This is a genomic window from Butyrivibrio sp. YAB3001 (genome assembly GCF_900112195.1).
Lineage (GTDB): Bacteria > Bacillota > Clostridia > Lachnospirales > Lachnospiraceae > Butyrivibrio.
Genome location: NZ_FOKR01000004.1, coordinates 1 through 23148, shown reverse-complemented (window position 1 = coordinate 23148; position 23148 = coordinate 1). Strand labels below are relative to the sequence as shown.

General features: G+C 40.0%; 14 protein-coding genes. 12 read left to right on the top strand and 2 right to left on the bottom strand.

Translation table 11 applies throughout. From position 1 onward, the window contains the following. Positions 1–83: 83 nt before the first annotated feature. Positions 84–2957, bottom strand: a complete 2874-nt coding sequence (locus tag BM086_RS21730; RefSeq protein WP_330391529.1) for a carboxylesterase family protein — start codon at positions 2955–2957, stop codon at positions 84–86. A gap of 307 nt (positions 2958–3264) precedes the next feature. On the opposite strand from BM086_RS21730, the gene BM086_RS05295 reads away from it, so the two are divergent. Then, positions 3265–4881, top strand: coding sequence for a glycoside hydrolase family 43 protein (locus tag BM086_RS05295; RefSeq protein WP_242952129.1), 1617 nt, complete (start codon positions 3265–3267; stop codon positions 4879–4881). 143 nt (positions 4882–5024) lie between these two features. On the opposite strand, the gene BM086_RS05290 is transcribed toward BM086_RS05295, so the two are convergent. Next, positions 5025–5981: a helix-turn-helix transcriptional regulator gene (locus BM086_RS05290; RefSeq protein ID WP_242952128.1), complete on the bottom strand. Its 957-nt coding sequence runs from the start codon at positions 5979–5981 to the stop codon at positions 5025–5027. A gap of 359 nt (positions 5982–6340) precedes the next feature. On the opposite strand from BM086_RS05290, the gene BM086_RS05285 reads away from it, so the two are divergent. The 11 genes from BM086_RS05285 (at position 6341) to BM086_RS05235 (ending at position 23101) form a co-directional block, all read left to right on the top strand. After that, on the top strand, positions 6341–7777 hold the full coding sequence (locus tag BM086_RS05285) for an endo-1,4-beta-xylanase (protein WP_175560113.1): 1437 nt from the start codon (positions 6341–6343) through the stop codon (positions 7775–7777). A gap of 17 nt (positions 7778–7794) precedes the next feature. Then, positions 7795–10752 carry an extracellular solute-binding protein gene (locus BM086_RS05280; protein ID WP_092324509.1) on the top strand — a complete coding sequence of 986 codons (2958 nt, stop codon included), beginning with the start codon at positions 7795–7797 and terminating at the stop codon, positions 10750–10752. Positions 10753–10851: 99 nt separating this feature from the next. Continuing rightward, positions 10852–11790 carry a carbohydrate ABC transporter permease gene (locus BM086_RS05275; protein ID WP_092324506.1) on the top strand — a complete coding sequence of 313 codons (939 nt, stop codon included), beginning with the start codon at positions 10852–10854 and terminating at the stop codon, positions 11788–11790. Position 11791: 1 nt separating this feature from the next. Next, complete coding sequence (locus BM086_RS05270; protein ID WP_092324502.1) at positions 11792–12652, top strand: carbohydrate ABC transporter permease; 861 nt, start codon at positions 11792–11794, stop codon at positions 12650–12652. A gap of 19 nt (positions 12653–12671) precedes the next feature. After that, positions 12672–14189 (top strand): hypothetical protein, encoded by a 1518-nt coding sequence (locus BM086_RS05265; RefSeq protein ID WP_092324498.1) that lies wholly within the window; start codon positions 12672–12674, stop codon positions 14187–14189. A 5-nt stretch (positions 14190–14194) separates the two neighbouring features. Continuing rightward, complete coding sequence (locus BM086_RS05260; protein WP_092325155.1) at positions 14195–14854, top strand: YIP1 family protein; 660 nt, start codon at positions 14195–14197, stop codon at positions 14852–14854. Between the two features lie 17 nt (positions 14855–14871). Further along, positions 14872–17466 carry a DUF5696 domain-containing protein gene (locus tag BM086_RS05255; RefSeq protein WP_092324495.1) on the top strand — a complete coding sequence of 865 codons (2595 nt, stop codon included), beginning with the start codon at positions 14872–14874 and terminating at the stop codon, positions 17464–17466. Between the two features lie 14 nt (positions 17467–17480). Continuing rightward, positions 17481–18389 carry a carbohydrate ABC transporter permease gene (locus BM086_RS05250; protein ID WP_092324492.1) on the top strand — a complete coding sequence of 303 codons (909 nt, stop codon included), beginning with the start codon at positions 17481–17483 and terminating at the stop codon, positions 18387–18389. Continuing rightward, positions 18382–19392, top strand: a complete 1011-nt coding sequence (locus BM086_RS05245; RefSeq protein WP_092324489.1) for a carbohydrate ABC transporter permease — start codon at positions 18382–18384, stop codon at positions 19390–19392. Before BM086_RS05250 ends, BM086_RS05245 begins: the two co-directional genes overlap by 8 nt. A 322-nt stretch (positions 19393–19714) precedes the next feature. Then, the gene (locus tag BM086_RS05240) at positions 19715–21217 is read left to right on the top strand and encodes an ABC transporter substrate-binding protein (protein ID WP_092324486.1); all 1503 of its coding nucleotides are present in this window, start codon (positions 19715–19717) and stop codon (positions 21215–21217) included. Positions 21218–21358: 141 nt separating this feature from the next. Beyond that, positions 21359–23101 (top strand): SGNH/GDSL hydrolase family protein, encoded by a 1743-nt coding sequence (locus BM086_RS05235; protein ID WP_242952127.1) that lies wholly within the window; start codon positions 21359–21361, stop codon positions 23099–23101. Positions 23102–23148: the final 47 nt, after the last annotated feature.

The window sequence follows — 23148 nt, the reverse complement described above, 5'->3', positions numbered from 1 at the left end:
ATCAAGTTTAATTAAGAGTTGGCGAATGCCCTTATGACTCTGACATCAAATTAGAACTTCATATCATTATATCCGTAGCATCATTAGTGCAACAACTCAACCGAAGCAAGTGAGCAGCTGCCTGTGCCCTTGTAGCAAAGATAGAGTGCATTAACTCCGCTTACTTTTTTATCAAAATTACATTCATCAGCTTCCCAGATGTTTGAACCGATGCCCTTGATAGTTCCAAGAACTTCGCCATCAAGACTTGTCTTTACTTCAAAGCTTCCATTATAGTAAGCTCTTGTCTTAATGCGAACGCCGGTAACATCTTTCATGTCAAAATACTTAAAGCCGATAGTTGTGCCATTTACAATAGCCTTGATATAGCCATTATTCTGGTCACCATCGCCGCCTTCCTGAACTACTCTTGGGCAGTCGCTCTCAACATAAATCTTATGTTCGGGAGTGAAAATGTTGCAGGCGATATATGCCGGATATTCTCCAACATCGGAAAGAGGGTCGTTATTCAAGCCGCATGAAGTAATCTCAACCTGCCTGATACTTCCGTCTTTTTCAAAATGAATCTTTTCAGCGCAGCCCTGTCTGCTGAACCAGGTTCCGTTTGTATGTCTGTGGTAAAAGATGTACCAGTCATTTCCAATCTCAACGATACTACCATGGTTGTTAGCGCCATAAGCAGTTGCTTCATCAGCCTTCTTGTAGCTGTCTATATGAAGGTCGCAGTTACTTACGATAACGCCGCCATACTCGTAAGGACCTAGTGGATTCTTTGAAGTAGCATAGCAGAGTTCGTGCATGACTTCTGAAGAGTAAATAAAGTAGTAAGTATCATCGTGCTTTCTGATGGAAGGAGCCTCAAAGAATGCGTGTCCTTCATAGGAAGTTCCCTGGCTGTATACGTTGCCGGGAGCGATGAACTCAGGATCTCTTTTTACTGTGAGCATATCCTTATCAAGAACAGTCAGCATAGCGCCATGTCTTGACTTGTCGCCTTGTCCGCAGAAGCCTGTGAAAAGATATGTTGTATCACCTTCTGTAAGAACGCCTGGATCAAACTGAGGCTCATCACCCTGTCTTTCACCAAGTTTTGTTCCATCTTCATAGTGCACATATCCGTAGAAACTAAATGGTCCGTTAGGAGTATCGCTTACTGCTACGGAAACAACACATACCTTATCAAGAACATAGTAAAGGTAATATCTGCCATCAGGGCCTACAGTTACATCAGGAGCATAGAGACACATATTTCCTCTTGGGTTAAGCGGATCAGCGTCCTTTGGATAGATAACACCTTCATAGTGCCAGTTGCCGAGATCATCAATCGGAGCGGACCATGTCACATAATCGCCAAGGCAGAAAGTCTCGCCCTGATAAATGTCGTGTGAACCATAAACATAAACACGGTTGTTGAATACATAAGGTTCACCATCAGGTATATATTCCCATGATGGAAGATAAGGGTTAACAGCCTGCTTTTTGCTGCCCTGTCTTATGCCACCTTCAAACTTGGGAGTAGCACCTTTTCCAAGAAATTCCATTTCGTAACGGCTGTCTGTAGTATAAGGCTGCCATGTTGGTAGCATCTCTTTATCACGGCACTTGTAGTCTGAATTGATAAGTGTTTCTCCTTCTGCAGATTTTACGTTAGCAACAGGAGCACAGCTCTTTACAACAGACTTGGATAAATCGCCGCAGTTATTAGGATTGCCTGTTTTGATAAAATTCGCAAAATAGTTGCACATCTGTCTTGCAAGGTCGAAGTGACGGCCTGTGTAAGGTCTTGCGCATTTATCTATGGAGTTAAAGAAAAACCATAGGTCGCAGGAGTGGAAGGTTCCTGGATAGCTGTCGCCTGGGTGTCCGTCTCCAGGGATATCCGGATCAAATCTGTAGTAGTAGAAATTCTGTGAAGGTTCGTTTTTGTGAGCCTCTGTAAATGCATATTTAACTGACTTTTCTACCATGTTTACGCCGGCTGCTGAAAATTCATCAGTAGTATTTCCTGCAATAACAGGAACGTCGGCGCATTCTCTTTTTACAAACTGCTCAACAGGGTCACCTGTGCAGAATTGTCCATCCTGGATCGGATACATTCTTGGGTGATTCTGGATGAACTTGTTGTAGCCGCTAAATACTTCTTCCTGGCTGAGGGCTCTTGCTTCTTCGAGAGAAGAAACGCCAAGGCTTTCAAAGAACTCTTTACCAAGTTCTTCTGCCTGAGAAAGGTTTAGTGGTCTGAAGATATCAGCATCTGCGTTCTCGAGACGGATGATTCCGCTAAATACGGCTGCGCCTTTTATAAGGTTTCTGTTCTTTTTATTTGCAAGCTGCTGCATTACACTTGCGCCGCCTGCTGACTGACCTGCAATAGTGATCTGATCAGGATTTCCACCGAAAGCTTTGATGTTTCTGTAAACCCAGTTAAGTCCTGCCTGCTGATCCAGAAGACCAAAGTTGGAAGGAGCATCAGAAGCTTCTTTTGTTATTTCAGGGTGAGCCAGGTAACCAAAGCAGTTAAGTCTGTAGTTTACTGAAACTACGACAATTCCGCGCTTTGCAAGCTGTTCTCCGTTGAATTCCATTTCTGCGGTATAACCCCACTGGAAGCCGCCTCCAAAGAACCATACAAGAACAGGAAGGTTCTCATCTGGTTCTTTTGCCGGAGTCCAGATGTTAAGATACAGGCAATCTTCATTCATTTCAATTTTGTTATCTACGTGCCACTCTCTGCAGTAAATATCTGTTCCCATTCCCGGTCTGTCCTGAACGGAGATAGGAGCGAAATCCTTGGCATCAAGTACGCCATCCCAGTTTTCACAAGGCTGAGGAGCGCGCCATCTGTTTTTGCCAACCGGCGGTGCTGCAAATGGTATGCTGCGATATACTGTAACTCGTGGGTCTGTTGCGGCAAGTCCTCTGACTTTGCCATTTTCTACTGTCGTTTCTCTAAGCATTTTTCTCTCTCCCAATACATGATTTATATAGTAAAAAAGTTCTTTTTTCTTCACATTAATATATAGCTTTTGGGGGTCAAAATGTTCCACTCAATTATTGCTACATACTCTCAAATCCTTGCTAAATGCGGCTTCTGGAGGCTGCTATCGCAATTATTGAAATGAAATCAGCAACTTTTTAGTGGCACATAGTATTGACTATGAAATATATTCTTTTGGTAACTTGTGTAAAAATGCACAGGTTTGTCACTATATTTTTTATGAGAAATCTTCCGGTGTGGCGGAAGGTGATTTAGGGGAATTAGAAATGAGATATTCAAAAGGTGCCTATGGTTTGAAAAAGAGAATTGAAATATTAGGCATGATTACAGGGATGGCTTTGATTTTTAGTGCCTGCGGCTTTCAAAGGGAGAGCACAGAAACTGAGAAAAATGAAAGTATTATTACAGAAAGTGAGGGGGACCAGAAAGAAATGAGCGAGGAAAAGATGTTAGAAAAAGTAGAAGTAAAATCCAGCGCAAAAGGCATAATGGACCATAATCCGGTCATGGTTCAGAGATTTGGCGCGGATCCATATGCTCTGGTATATGATGGCAGAGTGTATCTTTATATGACAGGAGATAAAGTGTCATATAATCCGGACAAGACAGTTAAAGAGAATACATACGGAAATATTGATACAATCAATGTCATCTCATCAGATGATCTTGTTAACTGGACTGACCATGGAACAGTTTATGCAGCAGGAAAAAAAGGTGCTGCAAGCTGGGGACCTAATTCCTGGGCACCTGCAGCAGCTTATAAGAATATAGATGGAAAAGACAAGTTCTTTTTATACTTTGCAAATAATGGAAATGGAATTGGTGTTCTTACATCAGATACACCTTATGGACCATACACAGATCCTTTAGGAAAACCACTTATCTCACGTGAGACACCAAATTGCGCAGAAGTTACATGGCTTTTTGATCCGGCTGTGCTTATGGACGATGATGGCTCAGCATACATCTATGTTGGCGGTGGAGTTCCTTCTCCTGATAAGGCTTCAAATCCCGGAACAGCGCGTGTGGCTAAGCTTGGTGATGACATGATAAGCCTTGATGGCGATCCTATAGCAATTGAAAACGTTGACTATTTATTTGAGGATTCAGGAATTAACAAGATTGACGGAACATACTATTATTCATATTGTTCTAATTTCAATGTAACTCCTGAAGCAGCAAAAGAACTTGGATTTGAGTCAGGTGAAATTGTAACAATGAAGTCTGATAATCCTATGGGACCTTTTGAGAGATGCAATGCTGTTTTAAAGAATCCTGAAGCGTTCTTTGGAAGAGGCGGAAATAACCATCACTGCATGTTCGAATTTAATGGAGAGTGGTATATCACATATCATTCAAGAATACTTGAGGAAAAAATGGGTATCGACGGTGGATACCGCAGCACCAATGTTGATAAGCTCCTTCTTGATGAAAACAATGCACCAACAGCAAGTAAGGGAACAAGAGCCGGTGTTGAGCAGCTTAAGAGTGTTGATCCATATACAGAGATCAAGGCAGTTACTATGTCAAATGCAGCTGAGATCACAACTAAGCAGTATGGTGAGAGTGCTGAAAAGAGCGGCTCCGGAGATATGATCCTTGCAGGAATTCATGACGGTTCATGGACAAGCGTTTCAGGCGTTGACTTTGGAGAAGGCGCAAATAGCTTTACTTTCAAGGTTCGCGGAAAAGGCGAAGGAACAATCAGAGTTTGTCTTGACCTTCCTTCATCAGAGCCTGTAGCAGTAGCAGAGGTTAATGCACCGGGTAGCGACCTTACGGAAGTAACTGCTGAACTTAGCGAAGCAGTAACAGGCGAGCATAATGTTTATTTTGTATATTCTGGTGAGAATTTTGAAGTATACTCCTGGATTGCAGAGTAAAAGAAAAAAATGGAATCTTTAGTCTTACGCTTAATAGAACGTATGACTGAAGATTCCATAATTATGAGTGCTACATATGATTAACTATGTTGAAATACTAAGCTAAAACTTACAAGGTTTGAAGCTTTTTGATGAATCCGAATTTACTTTGTAGCTTTTGCTGAACTGCCTTTTTCTTTTACAAGACCACCTGAGAAAAGAGACCTGTACTCACCGGGAGTGCATCCTTTCTTTAACTTAAAGGTTCTGTTAAATGTAGAGATGCTTGAAAAGCCTGATTGCAGAGCAATGTCTGTGATTGAAAGGTCATCTCTTGTTAAAAGAACTTCGGTAGCTTTGATACGCTGGTTGATCAAATAGTCATAAAATGTGCAGCCCATATATTCCTTGAAAAGTCTGGAAAAATGGAACTTGGAAAAACCACTGTAGGATGCTGCATCTTCGAGTGTTATATCGTAGGCATAGTTTTCATCGATATAATCAATGACTGTGTTAAGTTTTTCGAAATACTCGCGCCTCTTTACCGGAGTGCTCTCAGTAAAAAGATGTATCTTGTTAAGCTGATATCTTGATAAAATCGTCATGATCTGGAACAGATGTGAGTAAATTGAAAACTCGTAGAACTCTGTTTTTTGGAAATACTCATTCCAGATCTGTGAAAAGAGATCAAATATTTCATTATATATAGGAGCAAAACCTTCAGGAGTGATATGAATACAGTCTTTTAACATATTCATAAGGCCTGAGTAACCGCGCATTGAAGAGAAGAAGTCAATATCAAAAAGACAGATATACCTGCTTCCGCTCTGAGGTGCATGAAGATAGTGGGACTTGCGCGGAGGTATAAAAAGAATATCTCCCGGCATTACATGATGAGATTCATTATCCACATCAACATCATAATAATTTTCGATTGGAACGCAGATTTCTAATGCATTATGCCAATGCGAAGGATAATCATTGGGAAGCTCGTTGTACCATATACGTATTGAACTATCCTTAGGGAAAATAGACTTTTCGTTATTCCCTTCCAAAATTCTGTCACTATAGTCAGTGTTCTGTTTGTAATAGTCTAATTTGATAGAATCTGATTTGTTCACAGCAATATTGCGCTCCTTACAAAGTATTGTTGTAACAAAAATTGGCTCATTTCTGCCGAATTCCATATTAATGTTACAAATGCGTTAACATAATAACATTATCTGATAATATGTTCTTCTCAATTATTGCTATCTTCTTATAAATTGTGCTAATATTAAATAAAGGGGAACAAAAATTTTTTTGTCATATTGTGAAATGTGCACAAAAAGCTGACCGCATTTTTTGAACATGAAAAGCAATATTTGAAGAACTATAGGCAAAAAATGATAGGCGAGCCTTGCCAAAAGCCGATATGCTATTCATTGTCAGTTATTTGAGATATCAGCAAATTTTGAGTACCAAATGGGAGGGTACGAAAGTGTACAAAAGGGGAAAGTCTTTAGTTGCTTTGTTGGCGGCGACGACGATGCTGACCTTTACCGCGTGTGGGAGCACCGGTAATAATGTCAGCAAAAACGTGACGGATAGCGCCAGTCAGGAAGCAACGTCGGATAATTCATCTGAAGAGAAATCCGAAGAAAACATATCAGATACTGGTCAATCTGATTCGGAAACTGCAGAGGCTGTCGGGGAGGATAGCAGTGAGGCTGCAGAAGAGGAAATTCCAGCGCTGAGAGATAGCGTAGAGAAAAAACTGGGATGCCGGATCGGATGCGCAATCACCGGAAAAGAACCGTGGGATATACCGCTGTGGAATTTGGTTACAACACATTTTAATGCTGTGACGCTTGGAAATGAATTAAAACCGGATTCACTTTTTGGATACAGCGTTAGTACTTGTCCCGGAACAGAAGAAGCGGAACTTAACGGTGAGACGATCACAGTTCCGAAAATCGATTATTCAAATCCAGAAAAAATATTAAATAAGTTCCTTAAATGGAATGAAGTTAATCCAGACAGGGAGATAAAAGTCAGAGGCCACGTTTTAGTTTGGCATTCACAGACGCCTGAATGGTTCTTCCATGAAGATTATGACAAGACAAAGCCTTATGTAAGTAAGGAAGAAATGGACAAGAGGCTTGAGTGGTACATAAGAGAAGTGCTCACTCACTTTACCGGAGAAGATTCTCCTTACAAAGATCTGTTTTATGGATGGGATGTAGTAAACGAAGCAGTTTCAGATGCTACAGGAACTTACAGATCAGATGCTGAAAACCCTAATGAAGATCTTTCGGAAGACAGACATGGTAACAATTCAAGTTGGTGGCATGTATATCAGAGCGAAGACTTCATTATAAATGCTTTTAAATACGCAAACAAATATGCTCCACAGGAACTTGAACTTTACTACAACGACTACAATGAATGCAGTGCACAGAAGAGAAACGGAATAATAGCTCTTTTGCAGGCGGTAAAGGATCAGGAAGGCGAACCTGGAGTGGGAACCAGAATTTCAGCAATGGGTATGCAGGGACATTATAATGTAGATTCTCCTTCAGCCAATGATGTTGAAACTTCGGCCAAAGCGTATGGGAAGATAGTTGGAAGCATTCAGATAACAGAATGGGATCTTAGTTCCAGTGATGATTACGATGGAAGCGAAGAGTCCAAGGAAAAAGAGTATGAGAAGATGCGAAAGACATACAACCTTATGTACTACGCATTGCAGTCTGTCAAGAATTCAGGTGTAGATGTTTCAGGAATTACATTCTGGGGGACAGTTGATAAATACTCATGGTTACAGCACCGTTCAACAGTAGGCGGAGGCAGTAACAAGGAAAAGGCGCAATGTCCATTACTGTTTGATGATCTTTATAAACCAAAGCCAGCATTTTGGGTTTTTGCAGAAACTTAAAAAAAGGACTTAAGGATATGAATGAGACTTTAAAAAAACTACTAATTGTACTTGGGATTTTTGCAGCAATCGTTGTAGTTTGTGTGATCTTATCCAGAACGGAAAAGAAAGACTTCCATGATAAGTACGCAGACACCGATTTAACAGTAGAAATTGAAGGAATGGAAAGAACCGGAGGTTACACCGGTTATGTCAATGCTCATAAAGATGAAGCAAAGCCTGACACGGATGTGAAGGTTGACATCATGAGCTACGACGGGACAGGAGATGTCCATGTTGAACAGGGCGCAACTGATGATAAGCAGGATGCTCTTTTCACAGATACAGGTTCAAAAGTAACCTGGAAAGTTGATGTTCCTAAGGAAGGTTTTTATCAGCTCTATGTTGAGTATTATCTTCCTGAGTCAAGAGGAGTTCCGGCTGAAAGAACTGTTTACATCAACGGAGAGATTCCTTTTGAAGATGCCAGAAACGTTTCTTTCACAAGAATGTGGATGGATGGCGGCGATGTTAAGGTTGATAACCAGGGCAATGAGATCCGCCCAAGACAGGTTGAATACTTTGGTTGGCAGAACGCATACTTCAGAGATGATATGGGATTTGTTCCTGAGCCGTATGTCTTCTATTTTAATAAGGGAGAAAACGAACTTACTCTTGAAGCTGATAACGAGCCAATGCTCATTTCTGATTTAGAGCTCAAGGCAATCAAAGAAAAGCCTAGCTATGAAGAATACCTTGCAGCTAATCAGGCAGGTGAAGGTTCAGATACTGCTAAGAACTACCTTCAGTTAGTACAGGGTGAAGATTCAACACTCAGATCTGAATCATCTCTTTATGCTAAATATGATCGTTCTTCACCAACAACTTCTCCTAACAGTGTTACAACAACAGTTCTTAACTATGTAGGTGGTGAGAGCTGGAGAAGTTCAGGTCAGTGGATTGAGTGGAACTTTGAAGTCCCTGAAGATGGTTATTACAACATCATGGTAAAGGGACGTCAGAACTACTCAAGAGGTTCAGTATCAAACAGAAAAGTCCTTATCGATGGAGAAGTTCCTTTTGCAGATCTTAATGAGATATCCTTTGAATATATGAATGATTGGGATTGCAAAGATCTTGCTGATGAGAATGGAACACCATTTAACTTCTATTTAAAGAAGGGACAGCACACAATCAGACTTGAAGCTGTTCTTGGTGGAATGGGTGAGATTCTTCAGGAAATGGAGGATTCAACCTACAGATTAAACCAGATTTATAGAAGAATTCTTGTTTACACAGGCGCAAGCCCAGATGTTTACAGAGATTATCATATTGAAACAACTTATCCGGAAATCATGGATGCCATGGAGCTCGAAGCAAAGAGACTTTACAAGATAGTTGATGACATGGTTGCTTATTCCGGACAGATGGCTGATAACATTGCAACAGCGCAGACAATTGCTCAGCAGCTTGAAAGATTCTGTGAGAAGCCACAGAAGATCACAACAGAGTTTACAACCTTTAAGGATAACATCACATCACTTGGAACTGCTTCACTTAACATGAGTGAGACAAAACTGGATATCGATTATATCGTAGTTTCAGGTACAGGTGTACAACCTAAGAAAGAAAAAGCAAACTTCTTTACAAAGGCAGCTCATGAGATCAAATCCTTCGTAGCATCATTCTTCGTAGATTACAACTCAGTCGGAGATGTATATGATGAAAAGGCAAGCGACAAGGTAGTTAAGGTTTGGGTTCTTACAGGTCGTGATCAGGGAACAATCCTTAAGACAATGGTTGATGATGATTTCACAACTTCAACAGGAGTTAAGGTTAACGTAGAAATCGTTGATCCGGGTGCACTTCTTAATGCGGTACTTGCAGGAAGAGGACCAAACGTAGTTCTTTCAGTAGGTGCTGACCAGCCTGTAAACTATGCGCTCAGAGGAGCAGCTGAAGATATTACTCAGTTTGATGGATGGCAGGAAGTTCTTAGCCATTACTCAGAAAGTTCTTATGAACAGTTTAAGCTTGACGGTAAGATCTACGGCGTACCTGAAACACAGACTTTCAACGTAATGTTCTACAGAAAAGACGTTTTACAGGAAATGGAACTTGAAGTTCCTAATACATGGAAAGAACTGATTGAAATGCTTCCTACAATTCAGGGTAACAACCTTTCAATCGGTATTCCTACAGCAGCAGGAAGTAGCGGCGCAGCAGCATCTTCCACATCAGTAATGTCGAATGCTCCGGACCTTTCAATGTACTTCTCACTCCTTTATCAGTACGGCGGAGATATGTACAACGAGGAAGGCACAAAGACAACAGTTAATACAGAGGCTGGTGTTAAGGCCTTTGATGATTATGTAAGATACTTTAACGATTATGGTATTCCTACTGTTTATGACTTTGTCAGCAGATTCCGTTCAGGAGAAATGCCGATAGGAATTGCACCATACTCAACATACAACACACTTATGGTATCTGCTCCTGAAATTAGAGGACTTTGGGATTTCACTTTGATCCCTGGAACTTATGTTGAGGATGCTACAGGAAAGAGAACACTCAACAGATCAGACTTTATCACAGGAAGCGCAACAATGATGATCAAGACTGAGGATGAAGAGCTTCGTAAGAACGCTTGGGAATTCATGAAGTGGTGGTCAAATGCAGATACACAGGTTCGTTTCGGACGTGAAATCGAAGCGCTCCTTGGTTCTTCAGCAAGATATGCAACAGCAAACAGAGATGCATTTTCAAATCTGTCATGGAGTACAGAGGACATTGAAGTTTTGAATAAGCAGTGGGATAGCACAGTAGGAATCAGAGAAGTTCCGGGTGGATATTTCACAGGACGTCACATCTCTAACGCAATCAGAAAAGTAATAAATGAAAAGGTTGACTCACGAGAGACTATCATCGATTACTCAATTCTTATTGATGAAGAGATCAGAAAGAAGCGTATCGAGTTTGGTATGCCTGTTGACTAAAAGTTCCATGTAAACATTGTTATCATGCAGCCGGTGCTTAACTGCCGGCTGCTGAATAAATAAAGACTAAAAATAAGTTTGATTTTCAGGAGACCAGAAATGAAGGAATATCTGAACAAATACTTCACACTGCGTAAGCACAACATGAATGTTGCCTGGAAGAAAGCAAAGAATAGAAAAATGTGTTATCTTTTCCTGGCTCCTTACGCAATTCTTTTTACTATGTTCTATGTGTTGCCGGTTCTTTCTTCTATATATTATAGCTTCACATATTACAACATTCTTGAACCACCGAGGTTCATAGGACTTCAAAATTATATTTCACTTGTTTTGCAGGATGACATCTTCCTGATCGGTGTAAAAAACACCTTGATGATAGCAATTATAACGGGACCTTTGGGTTATATCCTTTCCTTCCTGTTCGCATGGCTCATCAATGAGCTCCCAAGATGGATAAGAAGTATCGCGGTTATCGTCTTCTACGCTCCATCAATTGCCGGTAACTGTTACGTAATCTTCTCAGTATTCTTCAGAGGAGATGCTTACGGATATGTAAATGCTTTCCTTATGAATGTAGGAATTATCGATGCACCAAAGCTTTGGTTTATTGATCCTAAATACATGCTTCCAATATGTATGTTAGTTATTCTCTGGATGAGTATGGGAAGTGGATTCCTTTCATTCGTAGCCGGACTTCAGGGCGTTGACAGATCTCAGTTCGAAGCAGGTTACATGGACGGAATCAAGAACAGATGGCAGGAACTTTGGTACATAACTCTTCCAAACATGAAGCCAATGCTTATGTTCGGTGCGGTTATGACCATTACATCATCTTTTGGTGTAGCAGATGTAACAATGGCTCTTTGCGGATATCCTTCAACAGATTACGCAGCACGTACCATCGTAACACACCTGTTTGACTATGGTTATTCAAGATTTGAAATGGGTTATGCCTGTGCAATAGCAACAATCTTGTTCCTGATGATGATACTTTGCAACAAGGCAATTCAAAGTCTGTTAAGGAGAGTTGGTACTTGATATGAGCAAGCTGATTAAGAAAAGAAAACCAAACAGGTCTATAGCCGGTGATATAGCACTTTATGTATTCCTTTTACTGGTGGCATTCATTATGGCTTTCCCGATTATTTATGCGGTAAGTAGTGCACTTAAGCCATTGGATGAGTTGTTTAAATTCCCACCAAAGATTTTTCCACAGCATCCAACAATGGATAATTTCTCTGATCTGTTCGTAACAATGGGCAAATCATGGGTAACATTTACAAGATATCTGTTCAACACAGTATTTATTACTTTCATGGGAACAGCAGGACACCTTATCATAGCTTCTATGGGCGCTTTCGTACTTGCTAAGTATGAATTCCCCGGAAACCAGCTTTTCTTCAAGATTGTAACGGTTGCCATGATGTTCACAGGTTGGGTTACAGCAATTCCTAACTACCTGATTCTGAATAAACTTGGTTGGATCGATACTTACTGGTCAATTATCATTCCTGCATTCGCTTCTCCAATGGGACTTTTCCTTATGAAGCAGTTCATGGAAGGACTTCCTACATCACTTATTGAAGCTGCCAAGATTGACGGCGCTAATGAGTGGAAAGTTTTCTCAGGAATTGTAATGCCAAACGTTAAACCTGCGTGGATGACACTTATTATTTTCTCTGTACAGGGATTGTGGAACAACAGAGCATCAACATATATCTACTCAGAGGAAAGAAAAACTCTTGTATTTGCTCTTCAGCAGATTCAGAGTGGTGGTATTGCAAGAACGGGTCAGGGAGCTGCGGTTCTTGTAGTAGTAATGATAGTTCCTATTATCATCTTCGTATTCTCAGAGAGCCAGATTCTTGAAACAATGGCTAGCTCAGGTTTGAAAGATTAATTTGAAAGGTTGAAGTGATATGCGTAAGAAGAATTTCTTTTTAAAAACTGGAATGGCAATACTTGCGATAGCAACTGCATTTCTTCAGCCACTTCAGGTATCTGCAAGCAGCAATGAAGGCGGATATACTTATAACTACGATTACTGGGGCGATTATAAAGACAGTGCTGATTTTTATACTGTTTGTAAAGTATTCACCTCATCAGAACTTGGACTTGATGTAAAACTTAAAAATCCACAGGGACTGTTCGTAGATGGTAATTCGATTTATCTTTGCGATAGCGGAAATAACAGAATTATTGAGCTAAACAGGGTTTCACCTGAAAAGCTGGAAGTAGTAAGAATTATAGACACCATAAATGGTGCGCAGGGTTCAAACACATTTAATAACCCGACAGACTTTGCGATTTCTGAAGATGGCAACATGTTCATAGCAGATCAGGGTAACGCAAGAGTCGTAAAGGTTGACAAAGATCTTAACTACATCATGGAATTTGTAAAACCTGATGATAATACTCTTGATCCCAAGCTTGTATTTCAGCCAACAAAACTTGCGGTTGATACAGCAGAACGTGTTTACTGTATAGCAACAGGTATCAACAAAGGTCTTATTAAATATGAAAACGATGGAACCTTCTCAGGATTCGTAGGAGCTACACCTGTTAAATTTAACTGGACCGATTATATCTGGAAAAAGATTGCTTCTCAGGAACAGAGAGCAAAGATGGAATCATTTGTACCAACTGAGTACGAGAACATCTACATGGATTACGAAGGATTCATCTATTCAACAATTGCGCTGAATGATGATTCTGAAAAGACAGAAAATGCAGTCAGAAAACTTAACCTGATGGGTAATGATATTTTGGTTAAGAACGGTGAATGGCCTGTACAGGGTGATCTATACTGGGGATCAGGCGGTGGTTATGAAGGACCTTCAATCTTCACGGATGTAACTGTTATGGACAATGACATTTATGTATGTCTCGACAGAAACAGAGGAAGAATGTTTGGTTACGATGACCAGGGAAGATTAGTATTTGCCTTTGGTGGTAACGGTAATATGGATGGATACTTCAGAAGACCATCTGCTATAGACCACATTGGCCATGAACTTTATGTCCTTGATAGTTTGGACAATTCATTGACAGCATTCGTACCAACAGATTTCGGTAATCTTGTATATAAGGCTGTTGAAGACTTTGATCAGGGTAAATATGAAGAATCCGGTGCAGCATGGCAGGAAGTCATGAACCAGAATGGTAACTATGATCTTGCTTACATCGGAATCGGAAGATCACTTCTTCGTCAGGAAAAATACAAAGAAGCAATGGATTACTTTGAACTTGAGTATGACGCAGAGAACTACTCTAAAGCATACAAACAGTACAGAAAACAGTGGGTTGAAGAAAATATAGTATGGATTGTAATAGTGATACTTGCATTGTTCTTGATTCCACTTGGTATTGGAAAAGTTAAGAGTATCCGTTATGAGATTGATACAGCAGATATCTTTATTGCAGGCAGGAACGGGTGATGGAAATGATAGCAAATACAAAATCAATAGATAATCCAAAAGAAAAATATATAGATTCCTTGAAATTTGCGCTTTACTGCATTACCCATCCTCTTGATGGTTTTTGGGATCTAACACATGAAAAACGTGGTACCATGGCTGCGGCCAACACGATACTGGCTCTTACGCTTCTGGTACGTATCATGAAGCTGCGTTATACAAGCTTTATCATGCTTCAGGTTTACTGGGAAGATTTGAATATCTTCCTGTACCTGGCAAGTATTCTTTTCCCACTTTCATTGTGGGTATTAGGAAACTGGGGACTTACAACATTGTTTGATGGAAAAGGCCGACTTGGTCAGGTGTATATGGCAACATGTTACGCACTTACACCTTATCCACTTGTTCAGTTCCCACTTATGATTTTCAGTAATTTTGTTACCGTAAACGAAGCTCAGTTCTATACAGTTGTAAGTGCATTATCACTTGTCTGGTGTGGACTTCTTGTAATAGCTGCTATGGGACAGATTCATGAATACTCAGCAGGTAAGAACCTTTTATTTACAATCGCAACACTGTTTGCAATGCTGGTCATGATCTTTATTCTTATGATTTTCTTTAGTATGATTTCACAGGGAATAGCTTATTTCATTTCTTTAGGAAAAGAATTGATGTTCCGAATGTAGGATAAGGGGTGACGGAGTTGAAGACAGAAAAGAAGAAATTAAATGAATTACAACAAAAAATATTAGAGGGATTTTTAAAACTTCTTCCCTCAATCATTATTTTCCTTATCATTGCGGGAGCAGCAATTTACGTAATAAATACAAAAGCTCCGACAGAGGAAAAAGAAGCAATTGCCCCATATGCTTATGAAGGCGGTGAAGATCCGATAGTTGTTGATAACGGCCAGTTGAAACTGACAATGGATCCCAAGACAACAGAGTTTTCACTTGAAGTTAAGGACAGCGGAAAGGTTTGGTATTCAAATCCGCAGAACGCAGCTGAAGATACAGCAGCACTTGATGATCAGAAGAATTTCCTTCAGTCACCACTTGTTATGTCCTACTCAATCACACAGGGTCTTGAGACAACCTACAACTCATATGCATTTAGTGCAACAAACGGTATTTATGAGATAGTACCTGGTGATAACGAAATCCGAGTTAATTATTCTTTAGGTAGTGTTGAAAAGGAATACACAATTCCTCCTGTAATAACAAAGGAAGAATTTGAAGGTTACCTTGGTAAGATGGACAAGAAGAAAGCAGATCTTATCAAGCAGTACTACAAAAAGTATGACATCAACAAACTTACAGCAAAAGATAATAAGGATGAGCTTTTAGCAAATTATCCTATCATTGAGACAAACGTTATCTATGTTCTTAGAAGTGGAACAAAGGAAAACGTAAGAAAGACAATTCAGGACGAATTCGAAGCAGTAGGATATACATATGATGATTATCTCAAGGATAAAGAACTTGATCTTTCAACATCATCATCTGATAACCCAATCTTCAATGTAAGTGTTGTATATAAGCTCGATGGAAAAGATCTTGTAGTAGAAGTACCATTTAAAGACCTTCAGTATGATAAGGAAACCCCTATCTATACAATCACACCTCTTCCATATTTTGGAGCAGGCGGACCTGATGATACAGGATTTATGGTTGTTCCTGAGGGCGGCGGAGCACTTATAAACTTCAACAATGGCAAGACATCTCAGAGTAGTTACTATACAAACGTATACGGTTGGGATATGTGCCTTGGAAGAAAAGCAGTAGTTCATAACACAAGAGCTTACTACGGAGTATATGGTGTTTCTGAAGGAGATGATTCCTTTGTTTGTATCCTTGAAAACGGAAGAAGTTATGCTTCAATCCAGGCCGATATTGCAGGAAAGAACCACAGTTACAACTTTGTAAATGCTAAGTACAGTATCTGCCAGAGAGAGCAATACGATGTTGGTGATATTGCAAACAGTGAAATTTACGAGTATGCAAGAAACCTTCCGGACGAGACAATCTCACAGAGATATAAATTCGTTAATTCAGGAAGTTATGTGGATATGGCTAAAGAATACGGCCAATATCTTCAGAAAGAATATGCCGGATATCTTGATCTTGTAGATGATGCAAGCACACCTGTTGCAATTGAAGTTATAGGAGCTATTGACAAGGTTAAGCAGATTCTTGGTGTTCCTGTAAAGAGACCGCTTAAGCTTACAAGTTACAATGAAGCATCTGAAATGCTTACAGATCTTACAAACGCAGGACTTTCCAATATACATGTTAAGATGACAGGTTGGTGTAACGGAGGCGTTGAGCAGAAAGTTTTAGCTAAGACTAAGACAATCGGCGCACTTGGTAGCAAAAAAGATCTTGCGAATATGGTAAGCAGCGCAAATGCAAACGGCAATACAGTTTATCTCAATGGTATTACACAGTATGCATATGACAGTGATCTTTTGGATGGATTCTTCTCCTATAGAGATGCTGCAAAGCTTATCAGTAAAGAGAGAGCAGAACTCTTCGAATACAGCCATGTAACATATGCGCAGAGAGAGAACTCTGATAACAAGTATTATCTGCTTCACACAGATCTTACTAAGAAATACTCAGATAACCTTGTAAATGCTGCAAACAAATATAATGCCGGAGCTTCTTTCCAGGATCTTGGTGAAGATCTTTCATCAGATTTCTATAGAAAGAAAACTTACAGCAGAGAAGCAGTTCTTAATTTACAGGTTGAACAGCTCAAAGGCTACAACGACAATGGAACTCCACTTATGATCAATATGGGTAATGATTATGCAATTCCTTTTGCAAAGATGGTTACCGGTATGGACTTAAGAGGAAGTGAATACACAATCCTTGATGAGTGCATCCCATTCTTCCAGTTAGCTGTTCACGGAAGAGTTGATTATACAGGTGATCCTATCAACATCAATGGTAATCCTGAAAATGAAGTTCTTTATGCTGCTGAGTATGGCGCAGGATTGTACTTCACATTCATGCATGAGACTTCATTTGCAACACAGAAAACTCTTTATACAGATTATTATGGTTCTAACTACGATGCTTGGAAGAACCACATGCTTGAGATTTATAACAAATACAACACAGAACTTGGACATACTTTCAACCAGGAAATGGTTGGACATGACAATTTAAGTTCAGACGTATCTTTAACAGAGTATGCTGATGGAACAAAAGTATATGTCAATTATGGTTACAGTGAATTCACAACAGATGATGGCGTAGTTGTTCCTTCAAGAGACTATGTTGTAACAAGATAAGAAAGGCAATAATCATGAGTAAGCAAAAAAATAAATTAGCAGGCCTTCAGAAACGAAAGGCAATATCGGGATATCTTTTCATATCACCGTTCATAATTGGTTTTTTGGTCTTTATGGTCAAGCCACTATTTGAATCTTGTTACATGAGTTTCTGCCAGGTTGATCTTGCAGCCGGTAAGGTAACAAAGACAATAAATGGTATAACCAATTACATTTTCGCATTCAGAGTTGATCCGGAGTTTAACAGATTGTTATGGGAGGAGCTTTCAAGAATGATTGTCTACTCCCTGGCAATCATAGTATTCAGTTTCTTTGTAGCGCTGATACTTAATCAGAAGTTTAAGGGAAGAGCACTTGTAAGAGCGATTTTCTTCCTCCCGGTTATTCTTTCATCCGGTGTTATTGTAGGACTTGAGTCAAACAACCAGCTTATGGCACAGCTTGCTCAGACAATTGAGGATTCAACAGGTGGCGTGAGCATTACCGGAGCTCTGGAATCAATACTTAGAACAGCCGGTGTTGGTGTAAGAGCTTATGAAAAAGTCTTTGAAGTAATCGATAACATTTATGATGTAGCGCTTGCTTCAGGTATTCAGATCATTATTTTCCTGTCCGGACTTCAGACAATCTCATCAAGTATGTATGAGGCTGCTGATATCGAAGGATGTACAAAGTGGGAAAGCCTTTGGAAGATTACATTCCCAATGATCAGTTCTCTTTTTCTTGTAAACTGGGTTTACACAGTAGTTGATTTCTGTATGAGAACAGATAACGAAGTAATCAAGAAGATTCAGAAGGTTATGATTGACCAGCAGCAATATGGTAATGCATCTGCAATGTCCTGGATTTACTTCTTCCTGGTACTTGCATTTGTAGGAGTTACATCATTATTCATTTCAAAGAGGGTTTATTACTATGACTAATACGGAGAATCGTGCAGGATACGCTAAGATGGGATTTTGGGAAAGAAACAAGCTCTCCGGCGGTTACCTCCTGCAGAAAGTAGTAACAGAAAAGGCAGTTAGTATTATAAGATTCATTCTTTTGTTCGGAATGTGCTTCCTGATCCTTAAGCCTATTTTTAACAAGATTTCAGTAAGCTTCATGACAGAAAAGGATTTGTATAACCCAATCGTTATTTCGATTCCTGAAAACTTTACAACAGGTAACTACAGACTTGCTGCAGAACTTATGAGTTATAAGACAGCAGTACTCAATTCACTTCTTATCTCTCTTACAATCGCAGCACTTCAGATTGCAGTATGTACACTGGTTGGATATGGATTTGCAAGATTTGAATTTCCACTTAAAAAGTTCTGGTTTGCAATGGTAATCCTTGTAATCCTCATTCCACCACAGACAATTGCCAGCTCACTTCATTTGCACTTCAGATATTTCGATATCTTAGGAATCTTTAAGCTGATAACCGGAGATTACGTAAACCTTCGTGGTTCAAAGCTTCCTTACTATCTGATGAGTGCAGGGTGTATGGGACTTAAGAACGGATTGTACATTTACATGATCCGTCAGTATTTCAGAAATATCCCTGGTGACCTTGAAGAAGCTGCTTACGTTGATGGATGCGGCACACTTAAGACATTCATCAGAATCATGCTTCCACAGGCTAAGCCAATTCTCACATCTTGCTTTTTGTTTGCATTTGTTTGGCAGTGGACAGACGGATTCTATTCAAGAATGTTCCTTGGTAACACAAAGCTTGTAAGTACAGCTCTTTCAAGAATTGTTGATAGCCTTGGTGCTTACATTCAGAGAATTAACGGTGTTAAGACAACAATTTCAGTTGCTTATTCAAACTGTATTCTTGCAACAGGAACACTTATGATCATCGTTCCTCTTATTGTTCTTTACCTCTTTGCTCAGCGTTCATTCGTTGAAAGTATTTCTGCAACTGGTATTAAGATGTGAGCGATATAAGGACGAAAAGTCAAGTGCTGCTGTGCTTGCACAAAGCAGTGCTTGACCTTGAGGACTGAACGGACATGAGGAAGAAGGCCGATTAGGCCGGATTCCGAATGGACGTAGGCTTGCGGGAACGCAAGTGGAGCAAGCCGTATATCGCGAACGAAGTAGAAACTCACATAAAGTATTATGAAAAAACTGAATAAAATAGCAATATTTGAGCAAAAAACGCAAAAAATGATTGTCGTTAAATAGTAAAAAAGCATATAATAGTTTATATGTTTTAAATTTCCTAATTGGGGGATACATTAAAAAGGAGGATTAGAGTATGAGAAAGTCTCTAACAACAAAAGCAACCGCTGTTATCGCAACAGCAGCTATGCTTACAAGCATGGCAGGATGCGGAAGCCAGGAAGCAGCTCCTGCATCAACAGACACACAGCAGCCTGCTGAAACAACAACAGAAGCAGCACCAGCTGGTGACGCAACAGCAGAAACTTCTACTGAAGCAGCTGCAGAAGAAACAGCATCTGACGAGTATGATCCTTACAAGGTAATTACAGATGCAGATGGCAACCCTGTAGACCTTGGTGGTATGGAAATCATTATCCGTGACTGGTGGTCAGGAGATGAGGCTGAACCTCAGAACGAGTATGAAGAGACTCTTAAAGAGTACAGAGATTGGATCCAGGAGACATACAACTTCACAATCAAGTCACAGGCTATGTCAGACTGGGGTTCAACACCTACAGATTTCGTAGACTATGCTACAACAGGTGGCGATGAGAACTATGTATTCATTCTTCGTGATGATCCAGCTATCACATCTGCTATGGCTAACGGCCTTATGTATGATCTTTCAACACTTGATTGCCTTGATTTCAACGATGTTAAGTTCCAGAGAAACTTACTTCACAAGCAGTATTCAAAGGGTGATCACATCTACGCTATGTTCGCTGGATATTCAGAAGCAAGAACTGGTGTATACTTCAACAAGAGAATTCTTACAGAAGCTGGTATCGATCCTGAATCAATCTATGATATGCAGGCTGATGGAACTTGGACATGGGATAAGTTCACAGAACTCCTTGACAAGGTTCAGCAGGATAAGGACAACGATGGTACAATCGATGTTTATGGTCTTACACTTAACGAAGGTGTTATGACAACAGAAGCTGTATTCTCAAACGGTGGTTCTTACATCGATAAGGATGCAAACGGAAACTTCGTATACAACCTTGAATCTCCTGAAACTCTTGAAGCTCTTGAGTGGACAGTAGATGTATTCACAAAGTATGATGCAGAAGTAGCTAACCCAGAAGGTGCTGAGTGGGATTACTACAAAGAGCAGTTCCTTAACGGTCAGGCAGCATTCCTTGTAGAAGATGAGTATGCAGGATGCCCTGGTAACTTCCTTGAAGATATGCAGGATGAAGTTGGATTCGTTATGTTCCCTAAGGGACCTAAGATGAACGACTACATCAACGTTTGGTCAAACAACCCAGCAGCTATCCCAGCTTGCTACGATGCTGACAAGGCTTGGAAGATCGCATTTGCTTGGAACCTTTACACAAATGCTCCTTCAGCTGAGTACCTTGATTACAACGGATATCTTTCAACAGCAAGAAATGGTATCTTCGATGAGAGAGCAGTTGATGAGACAATCACAATGATGACAGAAAAGGGAACAGTTGCTTACCACGGAATGGTACCTAACCTTAACCTTGGTTCTGACTTCGTTTGGAACATTGGACCTGGCGCTGTTGTTTCAGAGCAGGTTGAAGCAATCCGTGATACATGGAAGTCTTATGTAGACGAAGCTAACAAATAATTTGTTAGAATAAAAAATAATATAGGGGCGGCGTTCAAGTGGCGCCGTCTCTTTTTTTGTGGCAAAAGACCGGCAAGCGAATGGATGCTTGCATACAATTTCTTAAAATTTGTGAACTGGAAAAAGTGGGGATGGTAAGCTATGCAGAGCGAAGAAATTAGAGGGCCAAAGGCTCCCAAAGATCCGATTAAGAAAAGACCTTTCTTTTTTATAATGCAGGGAAAAGAAATATTTGGAGCTCCTCAGCCGGATGGCAGAGGAATACAGTTTATTTATGAAAGTGACGGTAGACTTATCAATGCAGCAAGGATTGCAGGTAATATTACCGATGATTATATGCTTGAACTCTTGAAGACAACTGAAGGGTTCAGAAAAATGGTACACTCAATTGGTGTTAGTGTATCAGGTAGGATTAAGGAAGAAAAAGTAAAATTTGTTTTTCAGATGTATGGTGCAACACAGACTGATCAGACATCTACACAGATAGTTATGGATCTTGAAATGGATGGAATGGAGAAGATAATAAAGATGTCTGATGTTGACTGGAAAGAGTCAGACCGTGAGCCCGGACAGATACGTTTTGAATTTGATACACCGGGAACACAGGCGTCTGTTGATGTCAGATTCTATTTAAATAGTGGATTTGTTGCTCCAATTCAGCCTTTAGAATCAATGGTTGATTTTAAATCTGAAGGTTATAAGCAAATGATAGGAAGAAGTCTTATGCATATGGGAAATGCAGGAAGACTTGAAAAAGTTCTTGAAAAGGCTGGAAAGGGCGAAGATGTTACTCTTGCGTTTATTGGAGGCTCAATAACACAGGGAGCGGGTGCAATTCCTATCCATGAAAAGAGCTATGCGAGAGTTTTTGCAGATACCTTTGAAGAAAAGTATGCAAATGGTGGAAAGGTAACACTTCTCAAGGCTGGCGTTGGCGGAACACCTTCTGAACTTGGAATGGTAAGATTTGAAAGAGATATTCTTAGAGAAGGTAATAAAGAACCTGATCTAATAGTAATAGAATTTGCTGTAAATGATGAAGGCGATGAGACAAAGGGCGTATGCTTTGAATCACTTGTCCGTAAGGCTCTTGATTTACCATGGAAGCCAGCTGTAGTGCTCTTATTTGCAGTTTTCTCTTTTGACTGGAATCTTCAGGACAGGTTAGGACCTGTTGGAATTAGATATGATATTCCTATGGTCAGCGTCTTGGATGCAGTTTCTCCTCAGTTTAATCTGCTTCCGGATGATGGAAGAGTAATCTCTAAGAACCAGTTCTTTTACGATGTTTATCATCCAAGCAATCTGGGACATCAGATCATGGCTGACTGCCTTATAAATTTAATGGATTCAGTGAATGGACATATAAGTGACATTTCATCTGAAGAAAAGCCAATTGAGAGCATTTTGCCTGTTATTGGAAAAGACTTTGAAAATGTTGAACTGATAGATGCCCGTGATATGATAAAAATGAAAAGCAAATATCGTATATCCGGAGTTGAGACAGGTTCTTTTGACGGAATAGATAAGGAACTTCAGATGGTAGAGATGGATAAAGAGATTGTTCCTGTTCCTGAATTTCCGTATAACTGGTATCACAGCGAGAAGTCAACCGGTGTTGGAAGCTTTAAGATGAATATAACATGCAGTAAGTTGCTTCTTCTTTTCAAAGATTCAGGAAATCCGGCATTTGGCACTGCTCAGGTCTTTGTGGATGGAAAGCTTGTCATGGAAGCAGATCCACTAAAAGTAGGCTGGACTCATTGCAATGCAGTAATTATATTTAATAATGAAAAGACAGAGTCACATTCAATAGAAATAAAGATGGCTGAAGGCATGGAAAATAAGAGATTTACTATTCTTGGCTTTGGTGTCGTTGCCTGAAATAAATGAAAATATAGTTGACAAAATTAATGGATTAATCATATAAT

What these genes read in the sequence shown, in the direction of transcription:
- BM086_RS21730 (WP_330391529.1), bottom strand. Translation starts at nt 2,957, where the DNA reads ATGCTTAGAGAAACGACAGTAGAAAATGGCAAAGTCAGAGGACTTGCC.
- BM086_RS05295 (WP_242952129.1), top strand. Translation starts at nt 3,265, where the DNA reads ATGAGATATTCAAAAGGTGCCTATGGTTTGAAAAAGAGAATTGAAATA.
- BM086_RS05280 (WP_092324509.1), top strand. Translation starts at nt 7,795, where the DNA reads ATGAATGAGACTTTAAAAAAACTACTAATTGTACTTGGGATTTTTGCA.
- BM086_RS05275 (WP_092324506.1), top strand. Translation starts at nt 10,852, where the DNA reads ATGAAGGAATATCTGAACAAATACTTCACACTGCGTAAGCACAACATG.
- BM086_RS05270 (WP_092324502.1), top strand. Translation starts at nt 11,792, where the DNA reads ATGAGCAAGCTGATTAAGAAAAGAAAACCAAACAGGTCTATAGCCGGT.
- BM086_RS05265 (WP_092324498.1), top strand. Translation starts at nt 12,672, where the DNA reads ATGCGTAAGAAGAATTTCTTTTTAAAAACTGGAATGGCAATACTTGCG.
- BM086_RS05260 (WP_092325155.1), top strand. Translation starts at nt 14,195, where the DNA reads ATGATAGCAAATACAAAATCAATAGATAATCCAAAAGAAAAATATATA.
- BM086_RS05250 (WP_092324492.1), top strand. Translation starts at nt 17,481, where the DNA reads ATGAGTAAGCAAAAAAATAAATTAGCAGGCCTTCAGAAACGAAAGGCA.
- BM086_RS05245 (WP_092324489.1), top strand. Translation starts at nt 18,382, where the DNA reads ATGACTAATACGGAGAATCGTGCAGGATACGCTAAGATGGGATTTTGG.
- BM086_RS05240 (WP_092324486.1), top strand. Translation starts at nt 19,715, where the DNA reads ATGAGAAAGTCTCTAACAACAAAAGCAACCGCTGTTATCGCAACAGCA.
- BM086_RS05235 (WP_242952127.1), top strand. Translation starts at nt 21,359, where the DNA reads ATGCAGAGCGAAGAAATTAGAGGGCCAAAGGCTCCCAAAGATCCGATT.